15 protein-coding genes are annotated in these 15,348 nt (G+C 39.4%); 3 read left to right on the top strand and 12 right to left on the bottom strand.

Annotated elements, in window-relative coordinates:
• Position 1 precedes the first annotated feature (1 nt).
• A complete protein-coding gene (locus tag D2V08_RS00605; RefSeq protein ID WP_119606214.1) occupies positions 2 to 313 on the top strand; it encodes a phosphoribosylpyrophosphate synthetase in 312 nt (103 codons plus the stop codon).
• Here the strand turns inward: D2V08_RS00605 and D2V08_RS00600 are convergent, their stop codons facing one another.
• Positions 314 to 943 (bottom strand): 2OG-Fe(II) oxygenase, encoded by a 630-nt coding sequence (locus tag D2V08_RS00600; RefSeq protein WP_245980446.1) that lies wholly within the window; start codon positions 941 to 943, stop codon positions 314 to 316.
• 107 nt (positions 944 to 1,050) lie between these two features.
• Between D2V08_RS00600 and D2V08_RS00595 the strand changes: the two genes are divergently transcribed.
• Together D2V08_RS00595 and D2V08_RS00590 are read left to right on the top strand one after the other, a co-directional pair.
• Positions 1,051 to 1,401 (top strand): 7(1) septoil knot domain-containing protein, encoded by a 351-nt coding sequence (locus D2V08_RS00595; protein WP_220473364.1) that lies wholly within the window; start codon positions 1,051 to 1,053, stop codon positions 1,399 to 1,401.
• 36 nt (positions 1,402 to 1,437) lie between these two features.
• A complete protein-coding gene (locus tag D2V08_RS00590; protein WP_119606213.1) occupies positions 1,438 to 1,680 on the top strand; it encodes a zinc-ribbon domain-containing protein in 243 nt (80 codons plus the stop codon).
• Positions 1,681 to 1,733: 53 nt separating this feature from the next.
• Here the strand turns inward: D2V08_RS00590 and D2V08_RS00585 are convergent, their stop codons facing one another.
• From D2V08_RS00585 to D2V08_RS00535, 11 genes are all read right to left on the bottom strand, one after another.
• Positions 1,734 to 2,804, bottom strand: a complete 1,071-nt coding sequence (locus D2V08_RS00585) for a coiled-coil domain-containing protein (RefSeq protein WP_119606212.1) — start codon at positions 2,802 to 2,804, stop codon at positions 1,734 to 1,736.
• An 86-nt stretch (positions 2,805 to 2,890) separates the two neighbouring features.
• Complete coding sequence (locus tag D2V08_RS00580; RefSeq protein ID WP_119606211.1) at positions 2,891 to 3,619, bottom strand: hypothetical protein; 729 nt, start codon at positions 3,617 to 3,619, stop codon at positions 2,891 to 2,893.
• A 5-nt stretch (positions 3,620 to 3,624) separates the two neighbouring features.
• Positions 3,625 to 4,200 (bottom strand): RNA polymerase sigma factor, encoded by a 576-nt coding sequence (locus D2V08_RS00575; RefSeq protein ID WP_119606210.1) that lies wholly within the window; start codon positions 4,198 to 4,200, stop codon positions 3,625 to 3,627.
• Positions 4,201 to 4,310: 110 nt separating this feature from the next.
• Positions 4,311 to 5,285, bottom strand: coding sequence for a polyprenyl synthetase family protein (locus tag D2V08_RS00570; RefSeq protein WP_119606209.1), 975 nt, complete (start codon positions 5,283 to 5,285; stop codon positions 4,311 to 4,313).
• A 203-nt stretch (positions 5,286 to 5,488) separates the two neighbouring features.
• Positions 5,489 to 6,529, bottom strand: a complete 1,041-nt coding sequence (gene rlmN / locus D2V08_RS00565; RefSeq protein WP_119606208.1) for a dual-specificity RNA methyltransferase RlmN — start codon at positions 6,527 to 6,529, stop codon at positions 5,489 to 5,491.
• A gap of 74 nt (positions 6,530 to 6,603) precedes the next feature.
• Entirely contained in the window at positions 6,604 to 7,653 is a 1,050-nt protein-coding gene (queA, locus tag D2V08_RS00560; protein ID WP_119606207.1) for a tRNA preQ1(34) S-adenosylmethionine ribosyltransferase-isomerase QueA, read from the bottom strand.
• Between the two features lie 86 nt (positions 7,654 to 7,739).
• The gene (locus tag D2V08_RS00555) at positions 7,740 to 8,969 is read right to left on the bottom strand and encodes a 3-phosphoshikimate 1-carboxyvinyltransferase (RefSeq protein ID WP_119606206.1); all 1,230 of its coding nucleotides are present in this window, start codon (positions 8,967 to 8,969) and stop codon (positions 7,740 to 7,742) included.
• 69 nt (positions 8,970 to 9,038) lie between these two features.
• Positions 9,039 to 9,365 (bottom strand): nucleotide pyrophosphohydrolase, encoded by a 327-nt coding sequence (locus D2V08_RS00550; RefSeq protein ID WP_119606288.1) that lies wholly within the window; start codon positions 9,363 to 9,365, stop codon positions 9,039 to 9,041.
• A gap of 44 nt (positions 9,366 to 9,409) precedes the next feature.
• Positions 9,410 to 11,371 carry a DUF3858 domain-containing protein gene (locus D2V08_RS00545; RefSeq protein WP_119606205.1) on the bottom strand — a complete coding sequence of 654 codons (1,962 nt, stop codon included), beginning with the start codon at positions 11,369 to 11,371 and terminating at the stop codon, positions 9,410 to 9,412.
• Entirely contained in the window at positions 11,368 to 13,386 is a 2,019-nt protein-coding gene (locus tag D2V08_RS00540) for a transglutaminase family protein (protein WP_119606204.1), read from the bottom strand. Before D2V08_RS00540 ends, D2V08_RS00545 begins: the two co-directional genes overlap by 4 nt.
• Complete coding sequence (locus D2V08_RS00535) at positions 13,383 to 15,284, bottom strand: DUF3858 domain-containing protein (RefSeq protein ID WP_119606203.1); 1,902 nt, start codon at positions 15,282 to 15,284, stop codon at positions 13,383 to 13,385. Before D2V08_RS00535 ends, D2V08_RS00540 begins: the two co-directional genes overlap by 4 nt.
• Between the last annotated feature and the right edge of the window lie 64 nt (positions 15,285 to 15,348).

The following is a 15,348-nucleotide window of genomic DNA, read 5'->3' as shown; positions in this document are numbered from 1 at the left end:
TATGGACAAGTATAGTTTTAGCACACTTTCCGAAGCTGTAAATACCCTCACACAGGAGGAGGGCTATAAAGAAGATTTTGAAGCAGAGGAAACCTGTATCAAGGCATTGTATTCCAAAAAGGAATACCAACCCAAGGATTTGGTCATTATCAACTCCTACCGTTTTGAAGGAATGACAAATCCAAGTGATGAATCCGTTGTATTCACAATTGAGGCCAAAGACGGTACCAAGGGCACCTTGGTTATGTCCTACGGTGCATCAACTACACAAAATGAAGACTTGATTCAACAGATTCCATACAAAAAGGACTGATCAAACAATTAGCTTTCCAACCGATGAGGGCTGGTACAACAGCCAACCAGTGAGGCTAAATCTACTTTTGCGGGCCTCCAAGACTGCATGGGGCACCTCTGCACTTTTGAACATGACACAACGAGCTGCAAAGGGCTCGACCAAAAAGCTTGTTCTGTCCTTTTCAAAAATTTCCAGTTCCCCGCCATCTTCCTGTTTCCAATCATCATTCAAATAAATGACCATGGAAATCATTCGGTTGTTCCGGTTTTCGAACTGATCTAAATGTTTATCGTAATGCCCTCCGGACGGGTAGTGAGCCAAATGAAATTCGAAACCCGATATACTGAGATAACAATATCGGTTAAAAAGGTGGATGGTTTCATCCAAAAGGCTCCAATAGGTTTCCAATTCAGTATCTCGCTGCCTGTCCAACCAATAGGTAAAATCACCACGTATTTTATTATCGATTTGGTTATCGGAATGGGCACCTATCCCCGCTTCTTTAAAATTGGGCAATTTTCCCAGAAAAAAAGATTTGATTTCAGTATATAGTTCGTCCCGAAGAAAACGGTCAATAACTACATAATCCTTACTGGAGATGTCATCCATCCAGGACAACCAGTCCTCTAAGCCATGGTAGGCGTTCAATATTTCATAAATGTGGGCGAATGTAGGTAATATTTAAAAGTAAAATGATTTTTTTAATTTAAAACTCTTCAGAGCTATGGCACAAATTTTGACTTATCTAACTTATTATGAGAAAAATACTTCCAATTCTTACCATATCCCTCTTTTCCCATACTATACGGAGCCAAATTGTTTTTAAGGAAAATGCTGACTTCAAAGCAGATTACTTAGTTTTTGAAGTAGATCGTGAATATAAGGCTGATCTTTTGGTATATATAGTTGATCGGGATTACAAAGCTAAAGGTGATGAGGGTCTCTGGTTTTTCCCAGATGGTGACTTCAAGGCTAATTTCACAGTTTTCTTTGTGGACCGGGATTACAAAGCAGATTTCACCGTTTTCTTTGTGGACCGGGAGTACAAAGCAAGCTGGAGAAACAAAACCAAAATGCTTGAACAAAATCTTCCGGTTTTGGAATAAGTCAAACATAGTATCTTTGCAGCATACAACTCTTATATGATATTTTTCTTTGGAACAAGACCAGGTAAAAAAGAAACCAAAGTACTAAACGATGTTACCTGCCCTTACTGCAATCAAACAGGTACGCTGACCGCAGTGGCCCAACCCAACTATGCCCATTTGTTCTGGATTCCTCTTTTTACCATTAACAATATCCGTTACGCGGAATGTTCGCATTGCAAAAAAGTATATTACAAAGAAGATTTTACCCAAGAAATGGAGCGGGCATTGTCAAAATAAAAAACGGCCAGAAAAAAAATCCCTGACCGTAAGTTTTAAGGTTCGTAAAATGGTTAAATATCAAACCGAAGGCCCAGTGATATATTGTTTTGCTTTACATCCGCATCTTTAAAAATTGGATTTAGATCATATTTTAAATACAGCAGCACACCATCAAATCCCATATAGCCACTCACCCCATAAATTAGATCACTGCTGTTATAATCTCGCTTGAGTTTATCCTTAACATTCTCTCCATCTCGATTGTACTTTAATTTTTGACGCGTACCCAGATTAAATCCACCATACCCGCCAAAACCTAATCTGAATTGATCTCTTATGGAATAACGCATGCTACGCTCGGACTTTCGCAAACGGGAAGGACCTACTTCAAAATGAACAGGGAAGACGAGGTTGTCCATTCGGAATTTGGATTTATCCAAATTATACTCAAATTCTTCCAAAACAGTCTGATCACCTTCCTGAACAAATATTCTGTTGCCATCTGGCTTCAATCCATTGAATTGAAAAGAAAAGCCATAATTGAAGCGCAACCAATTGGAACGTTTAAACACTCTTGTTCGCCATTGCCATCCCATTTCAAAAAAACGGCTCCCCCCTATTTTATAAGGTGAATCGGAGAGCGACTGACCTTCGATCAAAGCATTATTAAAACCTATTGCCATCACAAAATCGGAGTAGGTGCGTCTATCGTATTTTATTTTCTTTTTCCATCTGTGAGAATTAAAGGTAATGGCAGGTTTACCATCAAGGAGAAGACCAATCCGCATTCTATCACCATAAATGGTATCTATTTCGGATAATGTAAGTACATCTCCTTTGTTGCGCTCCAACAAAGCAATCCTGTTTTCGATTATCGCCACTCTATTTTCAATGTTCAGAGCTCTTTGTTTCGCAACTTCTTCTTTTAATGTTTTAGCTTCATTTTCGGAGATGTCTCCTTTCTCCAACCGTTTGTTGATATCTCGCACCTCAAACTTTAAGGCATCTTTCTCTTGCTCAATAATGCGCTGTTTTTCAATTTTCAACGCCTCGATTTTCTTTTGATAGTCCTCTTGCCCGAACATAGTTTGGGAAACTAAGAACAAGAATAAAACTGCTGAATAAAATGTAATTGTTTTCATGATTGAATTTTGATTATAAACCTCCCTCCTTCCCGCCCGTGTAGGACAGGAAGTTTTTGAAGGTTTGTCTTGATTGATGAATAATTTTATTGATTTCGGTCTGCCACTGCCGTACGAAGTTTAAGATAACCTGTTTTCAAGGCATCAAAAATTTGGTCTCGGAACGATTCGTCCAGTTCATCCTCTACCTCGGCAAGTAGGGACATCGCATCTACAGAACCACTTTCGGAGAATAATTTATCGGTTAAAATTTGCCGTTGCGCTGCCCGCAACAAGGAATCTACTTCGGCATCCGAAACATCTTGCTGAGTAGTTTCCATTAGCTCTACCTGTGCTACTACTTCTTCCACCTTTTGGGCAATCAACTTATCCGAATTTATAATGACCTCATCCTTTAAAGGTTGTTTCACTTCGTGCTTGGCAACTGCTGTGTTGGAAATAGGTGGTTCTGGACTTAATTCTTCGTTTATTTCTGCTGGCACAATAGCTTCAGATTTTGTCTCAACAACCTCGGTTTGCTCCTCTGGTACAATCTCTTTCAGAACCTCACCCTCAGTCTGGGTTTCAGCTTCCGTTTTAGTTTCGGTTTCCACCATCTGTATTTGTTCCACTTCAGGATTATCTTGTGTAAAAAAGAAAACCGACACCAATACAATACCTACAACACTTGCGGCTATAGCATATGGGAACCACACATTCTTTTTTCTTTGTGATGGCTGCTTCACTTGCGATGCAATTTTGTCCCAAGCACTTGCTGATGGGGCAATGTTTCGCTCCTCCAACTTCTCCTTGATATGTTTCTCCAGTTTATCCATACCCTCTATTTTTTGTTCGCCGATCTTGATTTTGGCGACATTCCTTTTAAATTTAAATTCTCTTGAAGCATCCTTCTAGCCTTGAATAATTGAGATTTTGAGGTTCCTTCAGAAATTTCCAGCATTTCCGCAATCTCTGTATGGCCATACCCTTCCATGGTATTAAGCAAAAAAACTGCTTTGTACCCTTCTGGCAGTTCATCAATTAGGTGCTGTACATATTCTACATCCAAGAGACCTTCATTTGTTGGCGAAATCTGTTCGTTCACCTTGACAGCATCATCATCATAAACTACAAACTGCCTTTTGCGCAGGTACGAAATACTTTCCCTAACCATAATGGTTCTGACCCAACCTTCAAAGCTTCCTTTATTTTGAAAAGAACTTAGATGATTAAAAACCTTTACAAAGCCATTGATCATAACATCCTCGGCAAAATGAAGATCTTTGATGTATTGTCTGCAAACCCCAAACATTTTGGGCGAAAACTTATCGTACAACAGCTTTTGAGCTTTTTGGTCGCCTTTGATTGATTTTTTGATCAATTGTTTTTCGTTGCTATGTAGCGCGATGATCTTCAAAAGTTTGGTTTATATAAGTGCTTCTATTTTAATAGACGGGATATAAACATGAATAGTTGCCTGAAACTAAAGATTTTCAGCATTTAATTGATATTCAAGTTTTTAAAATTTTATTTTTTACGGTCCACCACGTAGTTTACCATAAGTGTGAGGGCACTTTTGTATTCAGAATCGGGATAATTGTCCAAAATGGCCAAAGCTTCATCTTTGAACTCCAACATTTTTACAACGGCATAATCCAGGCCACCTTTTTCCTTTACGTACTCAATGACCTCTTTTACCCGTTTTTTGTTCTTGTTATGCTTTTTGATGGAATTGATCAACCACTTCTTCTTTTCCTTGTCGCTATGGTTCAAAGCATAAATCAAGGGAAGGGTCATTTTTTGTTCTTTGATATCGATTCCCGTTGGTTTTCCGATTTTCTCGGCACCGTAGTCAAAAAGGTCATCTTTTATTTGAAAGGCCATTCCGCAAAGCTCACCGAACTTTCTAAAAGCCTCTACTTCCTCAGAATCAGGTCGAACTGAGCAAGCTCCCATGCTACAGCAAGCAGCAATCAAGGTTGCGGTTTTCTGGCGGATGATGTCGTAGTAAACATCTTCCGTAATATCTAACAATCGTGCTTTTTCAATCTGAAGCAATTCCCCTTCGCTCATATCCCGAACCGCATTGGAAATAATCTGAAGAAGGTCGTAATCTTTATTTTCCAAGGAAACTAATAGGCCTTTGGAAAAAAGGAAGTCGCCCACTAAAACGGCAATCTTATTTTTCCACAAAGCATTGATAGAGAAAAACCCCCGGCGCTTGTTACTATCGTCGACTACATCATCGTGCACTAAGCTCGCGGTATGAATCAACTCAATTATAGAAGCTCCTGTATAAGTGCGCTCATTAACCTCACCATTCAATAATTTGGCGGTCAAAAATACGAACATGGGGCGCATTTGTTTGCCCTTTCTGTTGACTATGTAGTAGGTAATTCTATTGAACAATGCCACTTTAGAGGACATGGATTTGAGGAATTTTTCCTCAAAAAGTTGCATCTCATTCTCTATAGGTTCCCTTATCTGCGAAACGATTTTCAACGTAACGGTGTGGTGTTTGGTTTTGAATGTCTAAAAGTAGGGAAAATGCAAGAGTTGTTGGAATGAAATCGAAGTTTTAAGATACAGTTCTAAAAGTATCGATGATTTGCAAGAGCATGGGGTAAAGTTTGATGGGCGAAAGGAAAAAAGGGGGGAAAGGTTTTATTGTAGCATTGATTATTGCCAATTCGATATTGAAAAGTCTAGCTTTTATTCGCTAGCTGTCCACAGGCGGCATCTATATCCTTACCTCGCGACCTACGTACCGTTACCGTAATACCATTTCGCTCCAAGGTATTTTTGTACATTTCCACAGCTTTGTTTGATGCTTGCTGAAACTCACCGTCATCAATAGGGTTATATTCGATGATATTGACTTTGGAAGGTGCAAACTTGCAAAACTTGACCAAGGCATCAACTGCCTCTTGGGTATCGTTTATTCCTTTCCAAACCACATATTCGTAGGTAATTCTGTTTTTTGTCTTGCTGTACCAATATTCCAAAGCCTCCCTTAAATCTTTCAATGGGAATGTGGAATTAAAGGGCATTATGGAAGTACGCACCTCATCAATGGCTGAATGTAGAGAAACGGCCAAACCGAACTTTACTTCTTCGTCCGCCATTTTTCTAATCATTTTGGGCACACCGGAGGTAGAAACCACAATCCGTTTGGGAGACATGCCCAATCCTTCGGGTGATGTTATCTTGTCGATGGCCCTCAAGACATTGTTGTAGTTCATCAAAGGTTCGCCCATGCCCATAAAAACGATGTTACTTAATGGGCGGTCGAAGTACAGCCTGCTTTCATTATCTATGGCCACCACTTGGTCATAGATCTCATCAGGATTTAAGTTTCGCATCCGCTTTAACCTAGCCGTGGCACAAAACCTGCAATCTAAACTACAACCAACTTGACTGGACACACAGGCGGTGGTCCGGGTTTCTGTAGGAATCAAAACGGATTCAACAATCAAACCATCGTGCAAACGCACGGCGTTTTTAATGGTTCCGTCTGAACTACGCTGCATTTGGTCCACCCGAATGTGGTTAATCACAAAATTATCTTCCAACATTTTTCGGGTTTCCTTGGAAATATTCGTCATAGCATCAAAATCGTGGGCAGATTTCTGCCATAACCATTCATAGACCTGGTTGCCACGAAATGCCTTGTCTCCCTGCTCCACAAAAAAGTTGCGAAGCTGCTCCTTGGTTAATGCGCGTATGTCCTTTTTCTTGATTTCCACTACTTAAAGATAAGCAAGAAAAAATCCCGCTGGCCATATAGCGAACGGGATTTTTCTTTTATGAAATTTTGTTTTTATAGAATCAACATTGCATCCCCGTAGGAATAAAAGCGATACCCTTCCAAAATAGCTTGTTTATATGCTTTTTTGATAAGGTCGTGACCTGCAAATGCAGATACCATCATCATCAAAGTTGATTTTGGTAAGTGGAAATTTGTAATCATACAGTTCGCAATACTGAATTCGTATGGAGGAAATATGAACTTATTGGTCCAACCTTCAAACGTGTTCAATGTATGTTCGGATGAAACCGCACTTTCCAAGCCTCTCATTACTGTTGTACCTACGGCACATACCTTTCTCTTGTTGGCTTTAGCATTATTTACAATTTCAGTAGCCTTTTCATCGATAACAAGCTCTTCGCTGTCCATTTTGTGTTTGGACAAATCCTCTACTTCAACTGGGTTAAAGGTACCCAAACCAACGTGCAAAGTTACCTCGGCAAACTCGATTCCTTTGATTTCCAAACGCTTCAATAAATGCTTGGAAAAATGCAAACCTGCAGTTGGTGCAGCCACGGCACCTTCATGTTTTGCATAAATGGTCTGGTAGCGCTCCTCATCTTCTGGTGTAACCTCTCTTTTAATATATTTTGGTAGTGGAGTTTCACCCAACTCCCTGAGCTTTCTTCTAAAATCAGTATACGAACCATCATAAAGAAAACGTAATGTTCTCCCTCTTGAGGTGGTGTTATCGATAACCTCGGCCACCAAGCTTTCATCTTCACCAAAATAAAGTTTGTTTCCGATACGGATCTTTCTTGCTGGATCTACCAATACATCCCAAAGACGTTGTTCTTGGTTTAGCTCCCTTAGTAAGAAAACTTCAATTCTAGCTCCAGTTTTTTCCTTGTTACCAAAAAGTCTCGCAGGAAATACCTTGGTATTGTTCAAGACCATTACATCGTCTTCATCAAAGTAATCTACAATGTCTTTGAACATTTTATGTTCAATTTTTCCTGTATCCCTATGAACCACCATGAGTTTGGATTCGTCCCTGTGTTCTGCAGGATATTCTGCCAATAATTCTTTAGGCAATTCAAAACTGAAGTTCGATAATTTCATGTGACTTTTTTTCGATTTTTTTAAAGAATGGCAAATATACAACCTCGCGATAGCGGATGTCAAGTAAATTGATGATTAAATGTGATTTACGATTCCACAATGTCGAATCCAAGGGTTTTAAGATCGTTCCAAAAGTCTGGATAGGATTTGGAAACTACCTCTGCATCATTAACCATAAAATCTGCTTTTAGTGCCAAGGGGCCAAAGGCCATGGCCATTCTGTGGTCGTTATAGGTATCCACGGCCACTCCAATATTGAAATTTGATTGGGGTTGCAGGGTCAAACTTTCGGAATCGATGTCCACCGTAGCCCCAAACTTACCAAGTTCGATCTGTAGTGCGGCCAAACGATCTGTTTCTTTGATTGGCAAGGTGTGCAGTCCCGTTAGATGGCACCCAACGCCCAAACCTAAGCAAGTAACAGCAATAGTCTGAGCAATATCGGGAGCATTAGAAAGGTCGTATTCTAAATGTTCCGATTTGATCTCAGTTGTTTTTTTAAGAAGTATGGTATTGTTTGAAAACGTGGTTTCAACACCAAAGTCCTTATAGATTTCTGCCAAAACACTATCGCCTTGCAAGGAACTTTGTTTGTAAGATGAGAGTTGAATCTCAGTACCAGCCTCACACATGGCGGCAATGCTATAAAAATAACTAGCTGAACTCCAATCGGATTCCACCACCAAGGTATTATCCTCCACTTTTTGTTTGGGGGCTACTTTGATTTTATTTCCCTCGAAAGAAGTTTGGACACCGATCTGCTCCAAAAGTGCCAAGGTCATTTTTATGTAGGGAACCGACGTTATTTTGCCTATCAATTCCAATTCGAGACCATTTTCCAGGCTGGGTGCTATCAACAACAAGGCAGAAATATATTGACTGCTTATATTGGCTGGAAGCGAGACTTGGCTTTTTTTCAACTTTTTCCCTATGATTTTTAGTGGTGGATACCCCCCTTCTTTTTCATATTGAATATCAGCACCCAGCGATTGAAGTGCTTCTACCAATACTTTTATGGGTCGTTCCTGCATCCGTTTGGATCCTGTAAGCACCACTTGTTTTCCTTCTTGCGAAGCAAAATAGGCCGTTAAAAAACGCATAGCGGTACCTGCATGGTGAATATCCACTTCTCCAGACGATTTGGCCAATCCCCTTTGCATTACCTCCCCATCATCAGAATTGGAAAGGTTCTCAATTTTGATGTTTGGAAAAAGTGCCTGTAGCAACAAAGACCGATTCGTTTCACTTTTAGAACCAGTAATTGCAATGGTTTTTTGAATCTTTTTATTGTGTGGTGCGAAAAGTTGGAGTCTCAATTCTTAAGGGTTTGGATGAATTGTCAAAACTAGAAAAAACACATCTAAAGACCCTTTACAAGGGCAACTTTATTTGAGCTTTTTGTTATTTTGATGTCGGTCGTGATCACGTTTGGTCTTAAGATCCAGTTTTTTATCGAAAGCCTCCTGTAAATCTATCCCGGTTTGGTTGGCCAAACAGAGTACCACAAATACCACATCGGCGAGTTCCTCGCCTAAATCCTTGGCCTTATCGGATTCTTTTTCGCTCTGTTCCCCGTAGCGTCGTGCAATTATTCGAGCTACCTCCCCAACTTCTTCGGTAAGTTGGGCCATATTGGTGAGTTCGTTAAAATAACGGACCCCATGGTTCTTAATCCATTCGTCTACAGCTTTTTGTGCATTTTTGATGTTCACCTTTTCACTTTTATTGTTGAGATACAAAGGTAAGCACAACCTGTCTATTCCCTTTCGAGAACTAAATAAGTTTGGTTTTGGGTGGCCACAGCTTTTCCGAAAAACTCCTTTATAAATTGATATCCTTCACTTTTATATTGTGTTGCCCTAAGTTGAAATGAAAATACTACCATGACATCCCCTTTCATTTTACTGGTATTAAAGCGTAATACCCCGCTACCATCTGGGAGCGCCAAATTTATGGGTTTGGGAAGCTCCTTTACCTTATACCCTTCAGGAATCGCAATGTTGGCCATGTAGTTAAACTTCCTAAGATATCCGAAATCAACAGGGTAGTTTCTGGTTTCCGCTTTAAATGGGTTATTTTTAAAATAACGCACCAAAAAAGGATTAAAATAAATGGTTTCGGAGGGTTGCAATTCCTCAGCCTCAAAAGAATACCGCTCCACTAAGTTTTTTTCATCCGATTTTTCTTGGACGATTTCATAATCGTCAACGTAAAAACCATCAATATTTTCCTTTTCTATATCTTCCAAATATTCCTCCTCCGTTACTGAGGCTATATGGGTTCTTTTAAAATAAGCATCGTATCCTTTTGAAGTTTCATCAACAACACCGTTTGCCAAACCATTCTCTGGGTCCAACTTTACCTGAACCCTTATTGCACGGCTATTTTGTTTCTGTGGGGCTATATCATACCAGTAGCTGTCACCATCCAACTCCATTACCCTGCCATAATAGTTTAAACATCTGTAGGGCAACATACCAAATGGTAATTGTTTTTCGGTCGCATCCAACAAATATGTAGTTCCTTCAATCTCCACCTTGGCTACTACATAGTTAAAATCGGACATTACCGGATGTGATTTTTTGGGCAAACCATGCTTGCGTGTGGAGAGCACCATCAAATCTGTATCAATTCCGGAAGCATTCAACAAGTTGATCAAAGTAATATTTATCTCCGCAACATTACCAGTTCCTTCATTAAAGGCTTTTTTTACATTGTTGTCCCTAAATATTCCAAACTTACCGTTCCATGTGTAATGCAGTTTGACAAAGTTGTATAAGTTTTTGGCCTTGACAAGATCGTCTTCATTTCCAGAAATGATTTCCAAAGGGATATTCCGTTCAAAATAATTTTTCTTGCGTAGTTGCCCTCCAATATCCCCATCGGTTCTGAACTCTTTGTCAACATCTTTCCAGGATTTTGTAAAATTCTGTGTTATTCCGTCGAACCCTTGATATTCTGAAAGTTCAAATTCCAATCGAGATCTATAATTGGAAGGAGCCAACATATATTCCTCATCATTTTTGAAAGCAGGCACATCTTTCATTGCATATTTTAAAACTTCACAATCAGCTTGCTTTCCTACACCGGGAACACTAAAACAATCCGATTTGATGGAAGCTTCGTTCACATCCAAAGAAAATTCTCCCAATAATGACCGGTTGTATATATAATTTCCCGGAATTTCGGCATTGTATTGAGTGTATATTTTGGGTATATGTTCTTGAAACGCCCATCCGTTTAAATTGTAAAAAAAGGGAGATTGAATTTCATAGGTATACTCCAGTATGGAGCCTACCTGTACATTGGGAAAAGTGAATCTTTTTTCCGACCAGCGTTCATTTACCTCCACATCATAAATTGTGCTTTGCACCACATTGTATTTGAGTCCTTGGGTATGGCTTATACCTTCGATATTACCGACTATCTCTGTTCTGCCACCGGAATGGTAATATGGAATGGTGATTTCTGCTTCCGAAAAGCCCTCCTTGTCCAATATTTTAATCCTGGCATGATACTTTTTTATCAATCGAACATACCCTCGCCTTACCTCAAAATAGTTTTCGCCTTTCTCATAGAGGTAAACAGCGTGGGCGGTAGTATCCTTTTCATAAGTTTTAAACTCCGATTCAAAGTTGGACAATTGTCCAAAATATACTTCTTGACCTATTACAGAAATACTCTGAAATAATACTAACAGTACTATTACTTTTTTCATTTATCCCCCTTTTGTGTTTTTGCCAAAACGATTTTTTCCGATTCCTTTTTAATAATATGACTGTAAAGCTCTTGGAGGTCGGCATAATAATGTGCTGGAATAACTGAGCTATTGAGTGACGTTTCTATCTGTGCGCTTATTAGGTTTTGATTTGCTGAAATATTATACCTGAATTGACCCAGATTTTCGGGTAACGCCACCGCAATAGGTTCCGGAATGGACTCAACGGTATATCCATCGGGTACATTTATTGAAATTATGTACTTATCTTCCCATGGATACCCATAATCAACCGGGAATTCTCTTTTTTCAGCTTTAAAGGGATTCTCCCTTGTGGTAAGGTGAAACAAAGGTGAAATATAAAGTTTACCTGAAATATTCTCAAAAGCAGCTTCTTTTTCAAACTCAAAGGATTGCACTATTGGCTTAGATAGGTCTTCGATATTCTGCAAATCAAAAGCGGAAATTTCAAGATCACCGTGCTTTTTTTCCAAATCGTCCAAATAAGAATCTTCGGAACCACTAGTGTAGTTATTTCTAAAAACAAAGGCATTATTGGCCGTATATTGTTCTCTATATTTTCCTTTTATGGATCCATCTTGGTTTAGGTCGATACTCATCATAATGGCATCCATGGATTTAACACCGGGCATTAAGTCTATCTGAATGGAGCTACCATCTTCCCGGATTAATCTTCCAATCCAATTCAATGCGCGCATGGGCAAAACATCGGGAACGGTATTCTTATCCGTTGCATCAAACAGTATCAGTTCATCTTCCATTTGAACACCGGAAATAACATAATTAAAACCGTTCCTTGTTGGGAACAAAGGTATTCCATGTAACCGGGTACTTACCAAAACTGGATTTGCATCGAAACCGGCATATCGGAACATCGATGTAAGCATTAAATTGATTTCGGCTACATTTCCAACGCCTTCTTTATATGATTTTCTAACGCCCTGACTGCATCCTACACCGGTATACCCGTCCCAATTCATTTTAGATTTTACATATTGAAAAATGGCAATTGCCTTTTCAGCATCAGTCGACAAACCTGATATCAACTGGTCCACATCTTCATCAAAATAATTATGCTTGTTCAATTCAGCTCCGAAATCATCATAATCATAAATGGATTTGGCCACATCATCCCAGGTAAGACTATAATTTTTATAAGGTCTATTGGGGAATCGGGTCGATGCCAATTCGAATTTAATGGAGGTCCTAAAGTTATCAATATTACTAGTATACTTTTCATCCAATAGCGCTGGAAGGTCAGAAACACTAATATTATAGACGTTTTCAAAAAAGCTCAAAGTGCCACTTTTACGTGTAGTTCCCAACCTCCCTGTATTATCAGTAGACCTGTAAGAAACATTGAGGGAACGGCTTTCCTTGGTCTGAGAAAATTTTACTGGATAGGAACCTCGACTGTATTGTTTAAAGAAGAAGTATTCGGGGATATCCAAACGTGCCTCTGCTTTGTTCACCGGTATATCGTACTGGAACTTAAACTCATCGATATGCCAGTAAATAGGTGAGGTTATCCTGTACTCGATATCAAGTACACTTCCTTCCCGTACCTCAGGCATCGTAATGGAGGCTTTGTTCCTATATTTATTTACTTCTTCAATAAATACACCATCATTTTTAAGTTTTTGGCTGACCACCTTTCCATTTTCCATGTTGAATGTTACGCCTTTTACCGCTCCGATATCCTCCTTATCACTACTGGCTTTATATAATGGAACTTGCAAGGTTGCCCAATCAAAACCCTCTTTCTTATATATCTTTATACGATAATGAACCTCTCGGACCTGAGACCATCCTGTCTCATACTGGTAATTAAATCGCACCAATTCTTTTTTATAAAGTAGGGCCGCGTTGGCATCTGGGTATGAGGCATGTTGTTTGGCAGCTACTTCATCCTTGGAAACTTTTCCAAATTTCACTTCGTTGGAGCTTACTGTTTGCTGTACAAGCAAAAGCAGAAAAAACAGTCTTAATCTCATGATTCTTTTTTACTTAAAACGATTTTGGTATTATCATATCTTGCGACTTTTTTTCTGAAGTCTCGATACAGTTTATAGTCTTCTTTCGAATATTCTCCCGACTTAATGAGCAGTTTCCTTTTGTACAAAATCACCCCAGATTCTTTAGGTTCAATAGCAACCGAATAGGAACCAAACTTGGTTTCTTCCTTAAAAGGCTTTACCCAGGTTTCGGGCGTATAACCCGCCGATAAATGAATTATAAATTCGTCCTCATCCAAATAGCCACGTTTTAACACTAAGGGCCTTTTTCTATCTCGGCATCTGTCCGGCACTCCCAAATTGCGGTTGGACAAGTTAGGGGCAAGCAATAATTTATCCCCTGCGGTGGTCAGGTAATTCTCCACACTGAACTCTACGTCTTCAACAAACTCTATGTTTTTGACATCGTTTTGATATTTGACTTGACCCAGGGATAGGTTCTGTACATAGTTCCAGTAGGATTTATAGAACTCTTCCTGTTCTGATCTGGTATTGGCCGTCCTCCAATATTTTTGATCGTATTGCGATCCTTTGGAAAGAATCTTTACTTTTCCTTTTACATCTTTTTCCTCACTAATAATGAACTCGCCTTGGGTAAACTGATAGTTCTCTTCATCTGAATAGGCCCTAGTCCTTACCAGTTCACCACCTTTGGGAGTAATCTTCAAAACATTTCTGTTGTCCGTAAAAGTACCTAGGTGATTTACAGGGGTCTTTTGGCTTGTGCACTCCAACCAAACCTCTTTTTCTTCTAAGGGAACATTTAAAAAAACATGGTTTCCTTGCATGGATGGAAAATCTTCATCAAGACTTTTCATTTGCCTGCCTGCCTGCACCACCGTATAATAGGACTCCACTCCAACAGCTCTCAGCAAAGCCTTTGTATAGTTGGTAAGTCCTTTGCAGTCCCCATATTTTACACGATCAACATCCAATGCGCTTATAGGCATCCATCCGCCAATGCCCAGTTGAACACTTATGTATCGGGTGTTTTCCTGTACGTACTTATAAATTATTCTGGTTTTCTCTAAGGGGTCGGATACACCTTTCACCAAATTTTTAACATATTGGATGGTGCCGTCATCCAAATCATCCCTTCCTTGAAGAAGCTCATCATTCATCCATCTACCAAGTTCTTGCCATGATTTGGCTTTGCCATCAACACCTTCCAGGTGGAATTCGTTCAAGGCAATTTTTACCTGAGGGGCAAAATCCCTAAACGCTGGTGACAACGGTTCACGTTCCAATGCCTTCAAGTTTTTAGCTTTATAACTTATACCTTGAGTAGTTGCCTCGGTTTCTATTTGATATGGTCCAAAATTCTCCTCTTTATTCCTAAAAGGTATGCCACATTCTACCGTAAAGGAAAACTCACTTCTTTCTGTTCCAACCCTATAATCATCCAAGAACATCCAATTGGGAGCAAATGCAGTGTTCGGTGTGGAATACTCCTTGGTGAATTTGACTGTATAGGGATATTGGTTTGGTGTGTACCTCATTACCAAAACCCTTGAATCCGAATAAAGGGTGCCTCCTCCAATGGCGCTTTGGTCCAAGAAATCTCTTTTCTTGATTTTTTTGATTACTTCGCCCTGGGCATTATATATTATAGCTTCAATAGCTGATACTTTGTCCTTTTTCTCATAGAAGGCATAGGCTTGTACATGTTCATTTCCTTCCTCATTGAACACGGTAACAACTCTTTTACTATTCACCTCCATCTGGTCTTTGGACCTTATAACAACATCCATTTTATCCAAGCGCACCACGGCATCTGCATTTTGGCGAACTCCCTTAGGAATGTTGTTTACATTATAGTCTTGAGAAAATAAAAAGTGAAAAGATAAGCTAAGTAGGAATAAAAAATAGAATCGCATTTATGTTTAGAAATTGGTAATTTAGGTAACGGTAAAGTGGTTAATTTCCTACAATAAAGATATT

Source organism: Flagellimonas lutimaris (assembly GCF_003581615.1).
Lineage (GTDB): Bacteria > Bacteroidota > Bacteroidia > Flavobacteriales > Flavobacteriaceae > Flagellimonas > Flagellimonas lutimaris.
Note: the sequence above shows the minus strand (reverse complement) of the source record. Positions and strands in the feature narration are given on the sequence as shown.